At 67.2% G+C, this 16,364-nt stretch carries 14 protein-coding genes; 12 read left to right on the forward strand and 2 right to left on the reverse strand.

Annotated elements, in window-relative coordinates:
- Nucleotides 1-230: 230 nt before the first annotated feature.
- From J7I84_RS02340 to J7I84_RS02365, 6 genes are all read left to right on the forward strand, one after another.
- Nucleotides 231-1,379: a zinc-dependent alcohol dehydrogenase gene (locus tag J7I84_RS02340; RefSeq protein ID WP_214940111.1), complete on the forward strand. Its 1,149-nt coding sequence runs from the start codon at nt 231-233 to the stop codon at nt 1,377-1,379.
- Between the two features lie 13 nt (nt 1,380-1,392).
- Complete coding sequence (locus J7I84_RS02345) at nt 1,393-1,971, forward strand: hypothetical protein (protein WP_214940114.1); 579 nt, start codon at nt 1,393-1,395, stop codon at nt 1,969-1,971.
- A gap of 181 nt (nt 1,972-2,152) precedes the next feature.
- Nucleotides 2,153-3,208, forward strand: coding sequence for an iron ABC transporter substrate-binding protein (locus J7I84_RS02350; protein ID WP_214940117.1), 1,056 nt, complete (start codon nt 2,153-2,155; stop codon nt 3,206-3,208).
- 4 nt (nt 3,209-3,212) lie between these two features.
- Nucleotides 3,213-4,802 carry an iron ABC transporter permease gene (locus J7I84_RS02355; RefSeq protein WP_214940120.1) on the forward strand — a complete coding sequence of 530 codons (1,590 nt, stop codon included), beginning with the start codon at nt 3,213-3,215 and terminating at the stop codon, nt 4,800-4,802.
- Entirely contained in the window at nt 4,799-5,956 is a 1,158-nt protein-coding gene (locus J7I84_RS02360) for an ABC transporter ATP-binding protein (RefSeq protein WP_214940123.1), read from the forward strand. The genes J7I84_RS02355 and J7I84_RS02360 overlap by 4 nt, the downstream gene beginning before the upstream one ends.
- A 109-nt stretch (nt 5,957-6,065) precedes the next feature.
- Nucleotides 6,066-6,329 (forward strand): hypothetical protein, encoded by a 264-nt coding sequence (locus J7I84_RS02365; protein ID WP_214940126.1) that lies wholly within the window; start codon nt 6,066-6,068, stop codon nt 6,327-6,329.
- Nucleotides 6,330-6,346: 17 nt separating this feature from the next.
- Here J7I84_RS02365 and nhaA read toward each other — a convergent pair whose 3' ends face one another.
- Nucleotides 6,347-7,699 (reverse strand): Na+/H+ antiporter NhaA, encoded by a 1,353-nt coding sequence (gene nhaA, locus J7I84_RS02370; RefSeq protein WP_214940129.1) that lies wholly within the window; start codon nt 7,697-7,699, stop codon nt 6,347-6,349.
- An 84-nt stretch (nt 7,700-7,783) separates the two neighbouring features.
- Nucleotides 7,784-8,464 carry a PAS and ANTAR domain-containing protein gene (locus J7I84_RS02375; protein ID WP_214940132.1) on the reverse strand — a complete coding sequence of 227 codons (681 nt, stop codon included), beginning with the start codon at nt 8,462-8,464 and terminating at the stop codon, nt 7,784-7,786.
- Nucleotides 8,465-8,882: 418 nt separating this feature from the next.
- On the opposite strand from J7I84_RS02375, the gene J7I84_RS02380 reads away from it, so the two are divergent.
- From J7I84_RS02380 to J7I84_RS02405, 6 genes are all read left to right on the forward strand, one after another.
- Nucleotides 8,883-11,027: a copper-translocating P-type ATPase gene (locus J7I84_RS02380; protein ID WP_214940135.1), complete on the forward strand. Its 2,145-nt coding sequence runs from the start codon at nt 8,883-8,885 to the stop codon at nt 11,025-11,027.
- Nucleotides 11,028-11,032: 5 nt separating this feature from the next.
- The gene (locus tag J7I84_RS02385; RefSeq protein WP_251045948.1) at nt 11,033-11,509 is read left to right on the forward strand and encodes a hypothetical protein; all 477 of its coding nucleotides are present in this window, start codon (nt 11,033-11,035) and stop codon (nt 11,507-11,509) included.
- A 56-nt stretch (nt 11,510-11,565) separates the two neighbouring features.
- Nucleotides 11,566-12,180, forward strand: coding sequence for a DUF305 domain-containing protein (locus tag J7I84_RS02390; protein WP_214940138.1), 615 nt, complete (start codon nt 11,566-11,568; stop codon nt 12,178-12,180).
- Between the two features lie 140 nt (nt 12,181-12,320).
- Complete coding sequence (locus J7I84_RS02395) at nt 12,321-12,998, forward strand: low molecular weight phosphatase family protein (RefSeq protein ID WP_214940141.1); 678 nt, start codon at nt 12,321-12,323, stop codon at nt 12,996-12,998.
- 114 nt (nt 12,999-13,112) lie between these two features.
- Complete coding sequence (locus tag J7I84_RS02400) at nt 13,113-14,261, forward strand: LCP family protein (protein WP_214940144.1); 1,149 nt, start codon at nt 13,113-13,115, stop codon at nt 14,259-14,261.
- A gap of 218 nt (nt 14,262-14,479) precedes the next feature.
- Nucleotides 14,480-16,168, forward strand: a complete 1,689-nt coding sequence (locus J7I84_RS02405; RefSeq protein ID WP_214940146.1) for an alkaline phosphatase — start codon at nt 14,480-14,482, stop codon at nt 16,166-16,168.
- Nucleotides 16,169-16,364 lie beyond the last annotated feature (196 nt).

Raw genomic sequence — 16,364 nt, forward strand, 5'->3', positions numbered from 1 at the left:
GAATTCGGGTAGCGCCGGCGTTTTTGCGCAGCGCCAAGTTTTTCCCGTAGCGCACGGTGAGCCTGTCCGCCAGTCCCTACCCACCGTCGTCGGACCTAAGCACGAACACCACCCTTGACCTCATTCCCCGCGGATGGAAGCCTGTGAAGACCGCGCGGTGGGCCTCAAGCAACGGGGTTTGTTCCTGCCAGGAGCACTCCCACTGCCGGCCAAACACAAAGGCGGCACGAATGCGCGCAATGGTGTACCGCGGCCCGTACAAAATCCGGGTCGAAGAAAAAGACATTCCCAAGATCGAACACCCGAACGATGCCATCATCCGGGTCACCACCGGTGCGATCTGCGGCTCGGACCTGCACCTCTATCACGGCATGATGCCGGACACCCGGGTCGGGACCACGTTCGGCCACGAGTTCGTGGGGGTGGTGCACCAGGTGGGCTCCTCTGTGCAGAACCTGATCCCCGGTGACCGCGTCATGGTTCCGTTCAACGTGTACTGCGGCTCCTGCTGGTTCTGCTCCCGCGGACTCTACTCGAACTGCCACAACGTCAACCCGAACGCGACGGCGGTGGGCGGCATCTACGGCTACTCCCACACCTGCGGAGGATACGACGGCGGCCAGGCAGAGTTCGTGCGGGTCCCGTTCGCGGACGTGGGGCCCAGCAGGATCCCGGACTGGATGGATGAGGAGGACGCCGTGCTGCTTACCGATGCCCTCCCCACCGGCTACTTCGGGGCGCAGCTGGGCGACATCGTGGAAGGTGACACGGTGGTGGTGTTCGGCGCCGGTCCGGTGGGCCTGTTCGCGGCCAAGTCGGCATGGCTGATGGGTGCCGGCCGCGTGATCGTGATCGACCACCTGGACTACCGGCTGGAGAAAGCCCGCAGCTTCGCCCACGCAGAGACGTTCAACTTCGCCGAGTACGACGACATTGTGGTGCACCTGAAGAAGGAAACCGACTACCTTGGCGCCGACGTCGTGATTGATGCCGTGGGGGCCGAGGCGGACGGAAACTTCCTGCAGCACGTCACGGCGTCAAAGCTGAAGCTGCAGGGCGGCTCTCCGGTGGCGCTGAACTGGGCCATCGACTCGGTCCGCAAGGGCGGAACAGTCTCCGTGGTGGGCGCCTACGGACCCATCTTCAGCGCCGTGAAATTCGGTGACGCCGTGAACAAGGGGCTCACGCTGCGGATGAACCAGTGCCCGGTGAAACGGCAGTGGCCCCGCTTGTTCGAGCACATCCGGAACGGGTACCTGAAGCCCAGCGACCTGGTGACACACCGGATCCCGCTGGAGCATATCGCCGAGGGGTACCACTTGTTTTCGGCCAAGCTGGACAACGTCATCAAGCCCCTCATCATTTCCACCACGGCCTGAAAGGGAGTGCATCATGACTGAACCGGCAACCCCGTACATGGCAAGCAAGAAAGCCACCCCCGAGTCCTCCGTGGCGCTGCGTGCCCGCATCCCCGGCTGGGGCGTGGACCTGGACCCGAAGGATCGCCCGTCGTTCCCGCGGGAGCAGCCCGGCATTGAGACCGGCGCACACTGGAAGTTCCCGGACCGGCAGCCCGAAATGCAGCCACGGGAACGGTCCATCGAGCACGCCATGCTGACGCCCGCCTTCGGCACCTCCGCACCGCTCAAGGGTGCCTCCGGCGCCATCCGCGGGCATGCCTACCGGCGGTACAGCGAAGGCCGCGCCGCGCACTGGCTGCTGCTGATTGCCGCGGACCGGGTGGACGCCTGGGAAAACCACCTAAAGTCCTTCGCCACCCTTCGCCCGGACAACCCCATCACCGAGACCGGGATTGGCAGCGAGTTTTCCGGCAACGGGCTCAAGTCCCGGACGGGGAAGCGGGTGGACGCCAACCACTCCTGGCTGGACCCCGTCATTGTGGCCGGGCCCTGGGTCCTGGCCGGGCTCGGGGCCGCGGCAGTGCTGCGGGCCGTGCGCGGACGCCCTTAAAACCACCCGGTAATTACGTCATGCCATGCTTGCGTAATTGATGTGAACCTCGTCACTTAAAGCGCTTTCCAGCTTGGAGCTTAGGTTTGCCTACCCTACAGTTTCCTGACATAGGCAACATTCGTGTTGCCTAATAGGACTTAGGTTCAAGCAGACTTTTTCCCCACCGAAAGCAGCCTCAATGAAGATCCGCAACAGCGCGCTGGCCGGCATCGCACTCGCCGCCACCGCAGCTCTCGGCCTGACCGCCTGCGGCGGCGCCACCCCCGCCGGTAACGGCTCGTCCGCCGCTTCCGGCGGCGCCGCCTCGGGTGAAATCACTGTGTACAACGCCCAGCACGAGAGCCTCACCAAGGAATGGGTGGATGCCTTCACGGCGGAAACCGGCATCAAAGTGACCCTCCGCCAGGGCGATGACACGGAAATGTCCAACCAGATCATCCAGGAAGGCCAGGCCTCCCCCGCGGATGTGTTCCTGACCGAGAACTCCCCCGCCATGACGCAGGTGGAGAACGCCGGCCTGTTCGCCGACGTCAACAAGGACACCCTGGCCCAGGTCCCCGCCGAGTTCTCGCCGTCCACCGGGAAGTGGACAGGCATCGCGGCCCGTTCCACGGTGCTGGTGTACAACAAGACCAAGCTCACCGAGGCCCAGCTGCCGAAGTCCATGCTGGACCTGGCCAGCCCGGAGTGGAAGGGCCGCTGGGCCGCCTCGCCCACCGGCGCTGACTTCCAGGCGATTGTCTCGGCCCTGCTGGAGCTGAAGGGCGAGTCCGCCACCGAGGACTGGCTGAAGGCCATGAAGGACAACTCCAAGGCTTACAAGGGCAACAGCACGGCCATGAAGGCGGTCAACGCCGGTGAAGTGGATGCCGCCCTGATTTACCACTACTACTACTACGGCGACCAGGCCAAGACCGGCGAGAACTCCAACAACGTCACCCCGTACTACTTCAAGAACCAGGACCCGGGTGCGTTCCTGTCCGTCTCCGGCGGCGGCGTGCTCAAGTCCTCCAAGAATGCTGCCGCTGCCCAAGCGTTCCTGAAGTTCATCACGGGCAAGAAGGGGCAGGAAGTCCTGAAGGACGGTACGTCCTTCGAGTACGCCATCGGCTCAGACGTCCCCGCCAATGACAAGCTGGTTCCTATCAAGGACCTGCAGGCTCCCAAGGTTGATGCAGCAAAGCTCAACTCCCAGAAGGTCAGCGATCTGATGACCCAGGCCGGACTACTCTAATTCCGTGACCTCTGATTTATCGGCTCCGCCAAGGGCGGGCGCGACGACGGCGGGCCGGGGCAGCAGCCCCCGCCCGCCTTTGGGCGTTTCCGCGGTATCTGTCGTGGCGGTGCTGATCGCCCTCTTCTCCCTCGTCCCGCTGGGGTACGTGGCATACATGACGGTGGCAACCGGGTGGGATACCGCCGTCGGCCTCATCCTGCGGCCCCGCGTGGGCGAACTGCTGGCCAACACCCTGCTCCTGATGGCCGCCACCATCCCGCTGTGCCTGCTGCTTGGCGTCTCGGGGGCATGGCTGGTGGAACGGACCAACCTCCGCGGCCGCCGGGTCTGGGCGGTCCTGCTGGCCGCGCCGCTGGCCGTCCCGGCGTTCGTGAACAGCTACGCCTGGGTTTCGGCCATCCCGGCGCTGGGTGGACTGGGCTCGGGGATCCTGATCTCCACCCTGTCCTACTTCCCGCTGGTGTACATTCCGGCGGCAGCCACCCTCAGCCGGCTGGACCCTGCCATCGAGCAGTCCGCCGCCGCGCTGGGACTGGGCGCCTGGCGGGCCTTCTTCCGGGTGGTGCTTCCCCAGATGCGCATCGCCCTGACGGGCGGCGGGCTCCTGGTGGGGCTGCACCTGCTCGCCGAATACGGTGCGTTCGCCATGATCCGCTTCGATACCTTCACCACGGCCATCATGACCCAGTACCGGTCCACCTTTAACGGGGCGGCCGGCAACATGCTGGCCAGCGTGCTGGTGTTCTTCTGCCTGCTCCTGCTGCTGGCCGAGGTCCGGAGCCGCGGCACGGCCCGGTACGCGAGGATCGGCCCAGGTGTCCAGGGCAGGGCCCTGCGGCTCCCGCTGCGCGCCTACCAGGTGCCGGCCCAGATCTTCCTGCTGGCGCTGACCGCCCTCGCGTTCGGGCTCCCGCTGATCTACGTAATGCGTTGGATCCTGGCCGGCGGGGCGGAAGTCTGGACTGCGGCCGAATTCCTTCCGGCCCTCCTTGCCACTTTCGGGTACGGGATCGCCGGTGCCGTGGCCACCATCGTGGTCGCCTTCCCCATGGCGTACCTCGCGGTCCGGAAGCCCGGCTGGTTCAGCAAGTCCCTGGAACTGTCCAACTACGTCACCAGCTCAATGCCCGGCATCGTGGTGGCCCTCGCGTTCGTTACCGTCAGCATCCGCATGGTTCCCGGGATGTACCAGACCGCCGGGCTGCTGGTGGCGGCGTACGTGCTCCTGTTCCTCCCCCGGGCCCTGGTGAACCTGCGGGCCGGGCTGGCACAGGCCCCCAAGGAACTGGACGAGGCCGCCCAGGCGCTGGGCAAGCCCCCGCTGCTGGCCTTCATCCGCGTCACACTCCGGCTCACGGCACCTGCCGCAGCCGGCGGGGCAGCCCTGGTATTCCTGGCTATTGCCAACGAGCTCACCGCCACCTTGCTGCTGTCCCCCAACGGCACCAAGACCCTGGCCACCGAGTTCTGGAGCAAGAGCAGCGAAATCGACTATGCCGGCGCCGCGCCCTACGCACTGCTGATGATCCTGCTTTCCGCCCCCATGACCTATCTCCTCTTCCAACAGTCCAAGAAAGTAGCCGGACAGTGACAGCACCATCAACCCGCAGGCTGCCCGAGCCTCGGGTGGCAGCCTCCGTGGCAGCAAGCACCAACAGCCACCTGCAGATCACGGACGTCACCAAGAACTTCGGATCACAGGCGGTCCTGCGGGGCGTCAACCTGTCAGTGGCCAAGGGCGGCACCACCGCCATCGTGGGCCCGTCCGGTTCCGGCAAGACCACCCTGCTGCGCCTGATCGCCGGGTTCGAACATCCGGACACCGGGACCATTTCGCTCAACGGCACTACCGTTGCCGGCGACGGCGCGTGGCTGCCGGCGCACAAGCGGCAGATCGGGTACGTGGCCCAGGACGGCGCCCTGTTCCCGCACCTTACCGTAGGCCAGAACGTTGCCTTCGGCCTGAATGCGGCCAAGCTCGAGGGCGGCCGCCGCGCTGTGGCCGCCCGCGTGGCGGAGCTCCTGGAAATGGTGTCGCTGGACGCGTCCATGGCCAAGCGCCGGCCGCACCAACTCTCCGGCGGCCAGCAGCAGCGCGTGGCCCTGGCCCGGGCGCTGGCCCGTGAACCCGAGCTGATGCTCCTGGACGAGCCCTTCTCCGCCCTGGATGCGGGCCTGCGCGTGGCAACCCGCCGCGCGGTGGCCAAGGTCCTGGCCGAGGCCGGCGTCACCACCATCCTGGTCACCCACGACCAAGCCGAGGCGCTCTCCTTCGCAGACCAGGTGGCCGTAATGCGCGGCGGCAAGCTGGCGCAGATCGGCAACCCTTTTGTGGTGTACACCCGGCCCGCAGACAGGGCCACCGCCGAGTTCCTGGGCGACGCCGTCATCCTGGACGCCTGGCTCGAGGGATCCCTCGCCACCTGCTCCCTGGGTGGCATTCCGGTGCGCAGGCCCCCGGCGCAGGGACGCGTGCAGCTGATGCTGCGGCCGGAGCAGATCCGCATCGCCGAAGACGGCCCCATCCGCGGCGTGGTGGTGGACACCGACTACTTCGGCCCCGAAACCACGGTGCGGCTGAAGCTGAACGTCCCCCAGGAGGTGGCGGAGCACGCGGACCACCGCTACCCCGGGGGCGGCGAAGTGATCACCATCCGGCACTGGAACGCCTCGATCGCGCGGCCCGGCATGGAGCTGTGCCTTCGGGTTGTGGGCGAAGCCGTCGCGTTCCCAGTGGATGCTTAAGCCTCAGCAGCCACAGGCGACACAGAGAAAACACCGGGCGGAAACACTCCGGCAACCTGCCCACGGCAAGCTGTGCTTACGGGGATACAACAGCAGGAGGCAGCCCACCATGGAGTCACAAGGAATTCGCACCGCCCAGCTCCGCATCGGAGACCAGATCGAGGCATGGCACCGGGGCAAGCTCTTCCACAAGGGCCGGGTGACCGACGTCGTCCCGGCCCTCGAACTTTTTTGGATCCTGGACGCCCGGACCGGCGCGCGCAAGCTGCTGGACCCGGAGGCCCTGGAGATCCGACACGTGGACCCGGCTCCGGCTGCCGTGGATGGCCCGGCCGAATCCCACACGGCGGCCGTGCCCCTCGCGAGCGCCTGAACCGTGGAGTGGGCGGGTCAGCCGCGCTCCTGGTAGACGTCCGGGACGCCGTCCTGGTCCGAATCCACCCGCTCCAATTCTTCGGCGAGGCGGTACTGCCGGTTGCGGGTGCGCAGCACCGCCGTCGCCAGCACCGCGGCGATCAGTGACGCGGCGAGGATGCCCACCTTGGCGTGGTCGTCGTGCAGGCTGCCGTTGCCGAAGCTGAGCTCTGCCACCAGCAGGGACACGGTGAAGCCGATCCCTGCCAGCAGGGCAACCCCAAACACGTCAATCCATTTGAAGGAGCTGTCCAGGGTGGCCCTGGTGGCTTTGGTCAGGATCCACGTGGTGGCCAGGATGCCGACGGGTTTGCCCAGGACCAGGCCCAGGATGATGCCCAGTGCCACTGGATCGGTGAGGGCCGAGCCCAGGCCCGCCCAACCGCCTACCGCCACGCCGGCGGAGAAGAACGCGAAAACAGGCACTGCCACTCCGGCGGAAATGGGCCGGAACCGGTGTTCGAAGATCTCGGCCAGTCCGGGTCCCGCTTCCGGCCCGCCGGAGGCCTCCGACCTGATCACCGGAATCGCGAAGCCCAGCAGCACCCCGGCCACGGTGGCATGGATGCCGGAGGCATGCACCAACGCCCACGTCACGGCCCCGAGCGGCAGCAGCACCAGCCATGCCGCGGCGGCGTGAAGGCCAAAGAACCGGCGGAACTTCTGCGCCAGGAAAGCGTAGAGGGCCAAGGGAACAAGCGCCAGGAGCAGCGGCAGCACCTGGATGTCGCTGGAGTAGAAGAACGCGATGATGGTGATGGCTATCAGGTCATCCACCACGGCGAGCGTGAGCAGGAAGATCCGCAGGGCGCTGGGCAGGTGCGAGCCGATGATCGCCAGGACCGCGACGGCAAACGCTATGTCCGTTGCCGTGGGAATGGCCCAGCCGCGGAGCGTTTCAGGGCTGGAAAGATTGACGACGGCGAAAATCACCGCAGGGACGGCCACGCCTCCCACGGCGGCCGCCACCGGCACAATCGATTTGCTCAGCTGGCGCAGGTCGCCGGCGACGAATTCGCGCTTGAGTTCAAGCCCCACGAGGAAGAAGAAGATGGCCAGCAGGCCGTCCGACGCCCAGGCCCCCAGGCTGAGTTCGAGATGCCACGATTCGTAGCCCACCTTGAAGTCGCGGAGGGCAAAGTAGCTGTCCGAGGCCGGGGAGTTGGCCCAGACCAGGGCGACCACGGCAGCAATGACCAGGAGGGCGCCGCCTACCGTCTCCTTGCGGAGGATCTCCCCGATCCGCAGTGCTTCGGAATAGCTGCCGCGTGAAAAGACGGTGGAGCCCGGGAACTTATTCCTGTGGGGGGTGGGCGGGGTGGAGTTCATGCGGGCGTCCTTAAATCCGGGTTCGACAAAACCATGCCGACCAGACTTCCCGGCGCACCACCATTTATCCTACGGGTAACCGGCCTAGCCCGCGCGGCGGCCTCCTGCGTGGTCTGGCTGCCCGTGCAGCTGGATGGCCCGCACGGCCCGGTCCAAATAGATCCGGGCTTCCGGGGAATTGGCCAGCTGAACCAGCTCCGCCGCCACCGCCACCAGTTTGACGTTACGGTGGCTGCTGGTGCTCACCAGCAGCTGGAACGCATCATCAGAGCCGAGTTTCAGCTGGCCCATGAGGATCCCCCTGGCCTGGTCGATCACGGTGCGGGTAGCCATTGCGCCCGCCACGGCGTCCCGCGCCGTTTGTTCTGTTTCGCGCTGCAGCGTCCGGCTGAGGTCCACCATCACACCTTCGAGCGCAGTCACGGATCCGTCCGGCCCAAGGACCGCCTCGCCGGACGTGACCACGCGGTGGGTCCTGCCGCGGGCGTCAACCATCCGGTGATACATGCAGAAGAATCCCCCGGTGGCCGAAACCTGTTCAACGATCTCTTCGCAGCGGTCACGGTCATCGGGATGTTTGTGGGCAAAGACCAGCTCCTTGGTGGGAACAACCTCGCCGCGGCGGTAGCCGTGCAGCCGGAACATCCCGTCCGACCATTGGAAGGTTGGGCCTGCCGGATGGATGTCCACCCTGAAAGTACCGGCATCGCTTTCGCTGTCCCCGAGGGCACTCGAATACGTGTACAGGCCACTGAGCTCCGCCACAGGTCCACCTCACCGTGCATAGGCCAGCCCCCAGCGGGCCGGCTCTCTCCTCGCTCCTCCCAGTATGGCTGCCGGAACCAGCAGAAGGTAGTGAGGGAGGGCCTATGGTAGTCAGGGCCGAAATGCGCTACCCCTTGACGCTTATACCCCCGGGGGGTATATTGGTGTTGTTGTCAGTGAAGTGGTATGTCCCGGCTGGTTCCCACACCCGCCTTCACAGCCGTTCAACCCCAGCGCCCTGCCTGCGACGGCGGTACAGGAAGTCCCCAGCGGCCGTGCGGCATCACGACGGCGGGCCCTCCGCAAAGCCGTAACCGCCGCAGGCTGAACCCTGGCCTGAGCTGCCCGCGCCTTTAGTGCGCAGGCCCCGAATTTTCGCCGGCCAGGTATCACCGGCGACCGCCTCCAAGGAGGAACAATGCAGGACCACCAAGACATGCATCATCAAGGCAGTTCCCAGGACCACCACCAGCCACCCAGCGGGACGCTTACGCAGCCCCCGGCACACGGCCAGGGCCACACGCAGCACGGCGGGCACAGTACGCACGGCGACGACGACCACACCATCCACACCCATGGCCAGCACGCGGGGCACAGCACTGCCATGTTCAAGAACAGGTTCTGGCTGACCCTGGCCCTCGCTGTTCCCGTGGTCTATTTCAGCCCCATGATGGCCCACCTCCTGGGCTACATGCCGCCGGAGTTTCCCGGTTCCGCCTGGATTCCGCCGGTCTTGGGCACGGTCATCTTCCTTTACGGCGGCCAACCGTTCCTCAAGGGTGGCCTGCAGGAGCTGAAGGACCGCACGCCGGGAATGATGCTGCTGATCGGCATGGCCATCACGGTGGCGTTCGTGGCATCCTGGGTCACCAGCCTGGGCATCGGCGGCTTCGACCTGGACTTCTGGTGGGAGCTGGCGCTGCTGGTGGCCATCATGCTGCTGGGCCACTGGATTGAGATGCGCGCCCTGGGGTCCGCGCAGGGCGCACTTGACGCCCTCGCCGCGCTGCTGCCGGACGAGGCCGAACGCATCACTGACATCGGCACCGAAACCGTGCCCGTGTCCCAGCTCAGCCCCGGGGACCTGGTCCTGGTCCGGCCCGGTGCCCGGATGCCGGCTGACGGGAGTGTGGTGGACGGTCAGGCCGAGTTCGATGAGTCCATGATCACCGGCGAATCCAAGACCGTGGCACGCGGCGCCGGTGACGCAGTTGTTGCCGGAACCGTGGCTACGGACAGCAGCGTCCGGGTCCGCGTTACGGCCGTGGGCGACCAGACCGCCCTGGCCGGGATCCAGCGGCTGGTGGAGGAAGCACAGGCGTCATCCTCGCGCGCGCAGGCCCTGGCGGACCGTGCCGCGGCGTTCCTCTTCTACTTTGCCGCCGGCGCAGGTGTCCTGACCTTCATCGCCTGGACGCTGATGGGAAGCGTTCCGGATGCGGTCACCCGCACCGTGACCGTACTGGTCATTGCCTGCCCTCACGCCCTGGGCCTGGCCATCCCGCTGGTGATCGCCATTTCCACCGAACAGGCAGCGCGGGCCGGGGTCCTGATTAAGAACAGGATGGCGCTGGAGCGCATGCGCACCATTGACGTGGTCCTGTTCGATAAGACCGGCACCCTCACCACCGGCGAGCCGGAGCTGAAGGATGTTGCCGTGGCTGAAGGCGCGGATGCCGATGCGGTGCTGGCCCTGGCCGCCGCCGTCGAATCCGACAGCGAACATCCGGCGGCACGGGCCATTGTGCGGGCTGCCAAGGCCCGCAACCTGCCCCTGCCCGCCGCCACCGGCTTCACCGCACTGACGGGACGCGGCGTCCGGGCCGGCGTGGACGGACGCACCGTGCACGTGGGCGGCCCCGCTCTCCTGCGCGAACTCGGCGTCGTCGAACCCGCCGCTTTGGCCAGGAGCACCAGGGTGTGGATGGACCGCGGAGCCGCCGTGCTGCATGTTGTGGACGGCGGCAGCGTCCTGGGTGCCGTGAGCATGGAGGATGCGGTGCGGCCGGAGTCGCGGCAGGCCGTGTCAGCCCTGCAGCGGCGCGGCGTCAAGGTGGCGATGGTCACAGGCGATGCCCACCAGGTGGCCCAGGCCGTGGCCGCGGACCTGGGCATCGATGAGGTGTTCGCCGAGGTGCTCCCCGCTGACAAGGACAAGAAAGTGGCGGAGCTGCAGGGCCGCGGCCTGAAGGTTGCCGTGGTGGGCGACGGCGTCAACGACTCGCCCGCGCTGGCCCGCGCCGAGGTGGGCATCGCCATCGGCGCCGGAACCGACGTGGCGGTGGAGTCCGCCGGCGTGGTGCTGGCCGGAAACGATCCGCGGGCGGTGCTGTCCATGGTGGACCTGTCCCGCGCCAGCTACCGGAAGATGTGGCAGAACCTGGTGTGGGCCACCGGCTACAACATCCTGTCCGTGCCGCTGGCCGCCGGCGTCCTGGCCTTCGCCGGGGTAATCCTCTCCCCGGCGGCAGGAGCGGTGCTGATGTCCGCATCAACCATCGTGGTGGCGCTGAACGCCCAGCTCCTGCGGCGACTGAAGCTGAACCCGTCAGAGGTGCGTTGAACATCATGAACCGCCTGGAGGGAGGGGCGCCCGTGGCCACCCGGGCCGCGGCGCCCCTCCTTCGCCGGGCCCGGCTGCTCGCTGCTGCCCTGGCCATCATCGGCGGGCTGCTGGGCATGCACGTGCTGACCTCCGGCCATTCCTCGCACGGGGCAGTGCCGAACGCCTCCCACCGGGCCGGGTACACCGCCGTCGCCCATCCTGCAGGCGCGGGGTGCGGCAGCCATGCTGGCCACGCCCCGGCCGCGTCCCCCATGGACATGCCTGTCATTGGGACCGCCTGCAGTGGTTCGTGTCCCGGAGCGCAGGAATCGGGGGCGCCCTGCATCCCATCGGCTCCCGGCGCCCCGGTCACCCTTTCACCGCCACAGGCAACCCTGGCTGTCCTGCCGCTGCAGCCCGGAGCCAGCAACGCCGGCCCTGCCTACGGCTACCTGCCGCCCAGCCCAACCCCCTGCGACCTGTCCATCAGCCGGACGTAAACCGGACTGCGCCACCCATCACGGCCCAGTTCCAACCACATCCCTGAAGGACAACCATGAACACCACTCTCAAGACCCTGTCCATTGCTGCCGCCCTGGCCTCCTCGCTCGGCCTCGCTGGTTGCGCCGCCAACACCGGCTCCGGCAACAGCGCGCCTCTGGGCCACGGCAGTTCCAGCCCCATGGCCAGCATGGCTCCCAGCGCCAACGTGGACCACAACCAGGCGGACGTCATGTTTGCCCAGATGATGATCCCGCACCACGCCCAGGCCGTGGAGATAAGCGACATCATCCTGGCCAAACCGGACATGCCTGCCGAGGTGACCGCGCTGGCCACGAAAATCAAGGCGGCGCAGGCACCTGAAATCAGGCAAATGACCGGCTGGCTTACCGGCTGGAACGTGCCCACCATGATGAGCGGCCACTCCGGGCACGGCATGGAGGGCATGGTGGACGACGCCGGCATCGACAAACTCAAATCCGCCATGGGCGCCGAGGCCGCACGGCTGTTCCTCGAGCAGATGACCGGCCATCACGAGGGCGCCATCGACATGGCACAGCAGGAGATCAGCGCCGGGAAGTTCCCGGATGCGGTCAGGCTGGGCCATGACATCGTGGACGCCCAGCAGGCGGAGATCAGTCAGATGAAGCAGCTGCTGGCAACCCTGTAGCCGGCCCTCCGGCCCGTCCGGAAATGCGCACGGCGCGGCAGCGCCACCCAGGTTGGAGGCCGCCGCCGCGCCGTTGCATGTTAAGTTGAAGGGCACGGGCCCGAACGGATCCGGCACCAGCTGGGAAAGAGAAAATCTCCTTGGACACTTCCGCGCCAGTACGCATCCTGACTGTCTGCACCGGGAACATCTGCCGTTCACCCGTGGCCGAGCGGCTGCTGCAGGCAGGGCTGGACCAGGTGGTGCCGGGCGGCTTCCAGGTGGCCAGCGCCGGCACCCGTGCCCTGGTGGGCGAGCCCATGCAGCCCATGTCAGCGGACATCGTGCGGACCTTTGGCGGGAACCCGGAAGGATTCGCCGCGCGGCAGCTCACGCCGAAGATCCTGCGCGGCGTGGACCTGGTGCTCACCATGACCGCCGGGCACCGAGGCGAAGTCCTCCAACTCGATGCCTCGCTGCTCAAACGGACCTTCACCATCCGCGAGTTCGCGCGGATGGTGGACGTCCTGGACCAGCGGGCCGCCGCCGCTGCTGACGGCGAGCCCGCCGCCGTCGTACCTTTGGAAGGAAACGCGTCCGACGACGACGCCCGGCTCGCTGCCAACGCCGCCTTATGGCGGGGCTTGCCGGCGCGGGCCGCCGGGGTGCGGCACCTCTCGCTTCCTGCGGACGCTTCGGACAACGACATCGTGGACCCGTACCGCCGCGCTCCTGAGGTCTACCGGGAGATGGAGGACCAACTGGCCCCCGCGATCGTCTCCATCCTGCGCCATGCGCGCCTGAACGCCCCCTTGAGCCCAAACGCTGCCCAGCCGTAAATGATGCCGGAGCCGCACTGGGAACCCTAAGGTGACAGTTTGGATACTCCTGTAGCCAACTTGGGCCTGGGGGACGGACACTGATCCCACCAGTCACAATGAGGTGGAGGCGTCATGAGCATCCCAGGCGGTCCTGATCAATCCGGACCGGGCGGCGCCGGAAACCCCGGTTCCAGGCAACCCGGCCCGACCAGTTCCCACCGGCCTGCCTGGATGCTTGCGATGGGGCGCCGCCGCTGGATCGCCGCGCTGCTGGCGCTGGTGCTGGTGGTGGCGGCCGGCATCGCGGTCTTCAGCCTTAACCGGGCGGGCACGGACGCCCAGCCTGCAGCCACCCAAACCCAGTCGCCCAGCGCAACTCCCACGCCCACGCCAACCCCGTCCGAAACTCCCCCACCGGCTCCCGCGCCCCCACCGCCGCCCGCCCCGATTCCGGACCTGCCCGCAACCGCGATGAACATTCTCGTCATCGGCAGCGACACCCGCGATGTCCCTGCACGCGACGCCGCCGCCCACACGGCAGCCACCGGCGAACCCCAGGACCAGCGGGCGGACACCCTGATGGTGGTGCACGTTCCTGCCGACCGGCGGAACCTTTACCTCATCTCCATCAACCGCGACAACTGGGTGGACATCCCCGGTTTCGGCAGCGCCAAGATCAACGCCGGGCTGCAATATGGCGGGATCGATATGGAAACTGCCACCGTGCAGCAGTTGCTGGGGATCACCATTGACCACACCCTGATGCTCGACTTCGGCGGCTTCAAGATCCTGGTGGACGGCCTGGGCGGCATCGACGTCAACGTGCCCATCGCCTTCCAATCCACAATCGAAACCCAGCACGTCTTCAGCGCCGGCATGAACCACCTCGATGGCCAGGCCGCCCTGGAATTCTCCCGCGAGCGCTACGCCTTCTCCGACGGCGATTTCCAGCGCGTCCGCGACCAGCAGATCATGCTCCGCGCCATCCTCGCCCGCCTCACCGGTGGCGGCGCCCTGAACGACGTGACCGCGGTCCGGTCGCTGGTCGACTTCGCCTCCTGCTGCCTCACGGTGGACAGGGGCTTTGATCCCGTCCAGGCCGCGATGCTGGCCTACAGCCTCCGGAACCTTGATGTGAACGCCATCGGCACCATGACGCTTCCGACGGCGGGCTCCGGCTTCGTTGCCGGGCAGTCCGTACTGTTTCCGGACTACGGCGGCATCGCGGCGGTGGGCGCGGCGTTGCGGGAGGGCCGGATCGGCGACTTCGCGAAGCCATAGAGCTGCCAGCCGGCTTCGCCCGGCCCGCTTGGCGACGCGCATATTCGATACCGCGGCGCATGTTCCCCTCCGCGGCCCGCATATCGGGGGCGGTTGGGAACGTGCGTGTCGGGGATGTACTTGCGCGTCGGATCCAGCCACTCCATGTTCAGCGTCGGCTCACCGCTGGTTCACCCGAGGGACAGGATCTGTGTGCCGGCGCGCGAAAGCCTGAGGACATGACTGAAACTTCCCGCTCCACAGTTTCCCGCCGCACCATCGTCAAGGGTTCGGTCGTTGCCGCCGCGCTGGCCTCCGTGCCTGCCGCCAATGCCACGGCAGCCGCCCAGTCTCCCGCCGGCGTCGCGCTTGTCCGCAACCGGCTCACCCTGCCCAGCGGTATGGCCACCGGCGACGTCACCTCCGATTCCGTCGTCCTCTGGTCCCGTGCCTCGGGCGCGGGCCGGATGACAGCGGTCCTGCGCGCAGTGGACGACGGCGGCCAGGTCCTGGGTGGGCGCGGTGCCTTTGAGCGGGTCCTCCGCGGGCCCCGCGCCACCCAGGCGTCCGACTTCACCGCGAAGATCCACGCCGGAAACCTGCCGCCCAACACCCGCTTCGCGCTGGAGATCAGCTTCGAGGACGACGGCGGCGCGGCAAGTGAGACGGTCCGCGGCAGCTTCCGCACGGCGCCGGACACCGGGACGGTCAACGGCAAGGGCCGCACGGGTGCGACAAGCGGCGGCGACGTCCCGGCGTCGTCCGCGCAAAGCTTTGTGTGGACCGGCGACACTGCCGGCCAGGGGTGGGGCATCAACGAGGAGATCGGCGGGATGCGCGGCTACCGGGCAATGCACCAGACCCGCCCGGACTTCTTCATCCACTCCGACGACACCATCTACGCCGACGGCCCCATCGCCGAAACCGTGGTGGAAAAGGACGGACAGGTGTGGCGGAACCTGGTCACCGAGGAGGTGTCCAAGGTGGCCGAAACGCTGACCGAGTTCCGCGGCCGGCACCGCTACAACTCCATGGACGCCAACGTGCGCGCCCTGTTCGCTGACGTGCCGGTGATCGCGCAGTGGGACGACCACGAGACCCACAACAACTGGTACCCGGGCCAGATTCTGGACGACCCCCGCTACACGGTGCGGGACGTCAACACCCTCGCTGCCCGCGGCCGGCAGGCGTGGCAGGAAAACATGCCCATCGCGGACACCTCCGCCCTGTGGCGGCCAGGAACATTCGACGACGCCGGCCAGTACCAACCGGCCCGGATTTACCGGAAGATCTCCCGCGGGCCGCAGCTGGACATTTTCTGCCTGGACATGCGCACCTACAAGTCCCCCAACACGGACGGCAAGGAACCCTACGCCACGGCCATCCTGGGCCAGGAACAGGTGGACTGGCTCATCAGCGAAGTCTCCAAGTCCAAGGCCACGTGGAAGGTCATCGCCAACGACCTGCCGCTCGGCGTCGTGGTGCCGGACGGTCCAGTGAACGAGGAGAGCGTGTCAAACCGCGACGCCGGCGCGCCCTTGGGCCGGGAGCTGGAGATCGCCGGGGTGCTGAGCGCCTTCAAGCGCAACGGAGTGAAGAACACGGTCTGGCTCACCGCCGACGTGCACTACTGCGCCGCCCACCACTACTCCCCCGAGCGGGCCGCCTTCACCGACTTCGATCCGTTCTGGGAGTTCGTGGCCGGGCCCATCGCCGCCGGTTCCTTCGGGCCCAACGCCATGGACGGCACCTTCGGCCCCGAGGTGGTGTTCTCCAAGGCGGGGCGCTTCGCCGGGGAATCACCGCGCGACGGCGAAAACCAGTTCTTCGGGCATGTCCAGCTGGGTGAGGACAACAGCTTCACGGTGAGCCTGCGCAATGCCAACGGCGCCACGGTGTTCTCCAAGGTCCTGACGCCGGAGCGGTAGCTCCCGCTCCACACATCGTGCGGCGACGCGCAAAACTTCTGCCGACGCGCAGATTCCCTGACGCCCCAATCTTTTGGGGCGCGACGATGAGTTTGCGGGTCGCGAAGGAAAATGCGCGTCGAACTGCGTCCGTTATTTTCCGCCGCCCCGTGGGTAATGTTCCTGCATTTGGTACGGCGAGCGGACGGGGTGTGTT

The organism is Arthrobacter sp. ISL-85, from assembly GCF_018613675.1.
GTDB lineage: Bacteria > Actinomycetota > Actinomycetes > Actinomycetales > Micrococcaceae > Arthrobacter.

What these genes read in the sequence shown, in the direction of transcription:
- J7I84_RS02400 (WP_214940144.1), top strand. Translation starts at nt 13,113, where the DNA reads ATGAGCATCCCAGGCGGTCCTGATCAATCCGGACCGGGCGGCGCCGGA.
- J7I84_RS02340 (WP_214940111.1), top strand. Translation starts at nt 231, where the DNA reads ATGCGCGCAATGGTGTACCGCGGCCCGTACAAAATCCGGGTCGAAGAA.
- J7I84_RS02365 (WP_214940126.1), top strand. Translation starts at nt 6,066, where the DNA reads ATGGAGTCACAAGGAATTCGCACCGCCCAGCTCCGCATCGGAGACCAG.
- J7I84_RS02380 (WP_214940135.1), top strand. Translation starts at nt 8,883, where the DNA reads ATGCAGGACCACCAAGACATGCATCATCAAGGCAGTTCCCAGGACCAC.
- J7I84_RS02350 (WP_214940117.1), top strand. Translation starts at nt 2,153, where the DNA reads ATGAAGATCCGCAACAGCGCGCTGGCCGGCATCGCACTCGCCGCCACC.
- J7I84_RS02405 (WP_214940146.1), top strand. Translation starts at nt 14,480, where the DNA reads ATGACTGAAACTTCCCGCTCCACAGTTTCCCGCCGCACCATCGTCAAG.
- J7I84_RS02345 (WP_214940114.1), top strand. Translation starts at nt 1,393, where the DNA reads ATGACTGAACCGGCAACCCCGTACATGGCAAGCAAGAAAGCCACCCCC.
- nhaA (WP_214940129.1), bottom strand. Translation starts at nt 7,699, where the DNA reads ATGAACTCCACCCCGCCCACCCCCCACAGGAATAAGTTCCCGGGCTCC.
- J7I84_RS02390 (WP_214940138.1), top strand. Translation starts at nt 11,566, where the DNA reads ATGAACACCACTCTCAAGACCCTGTCCATTGCTGCCGCCCTGGCCTCC.
- J7I84_RS02385 (WP_251045948.1), top strand. Translation starts at nt 11,033, where the DNA reads ATGAACCGCCTGGAGGGAGGGGCGCCCGTGGCCACCCGGGCCGCGGCG.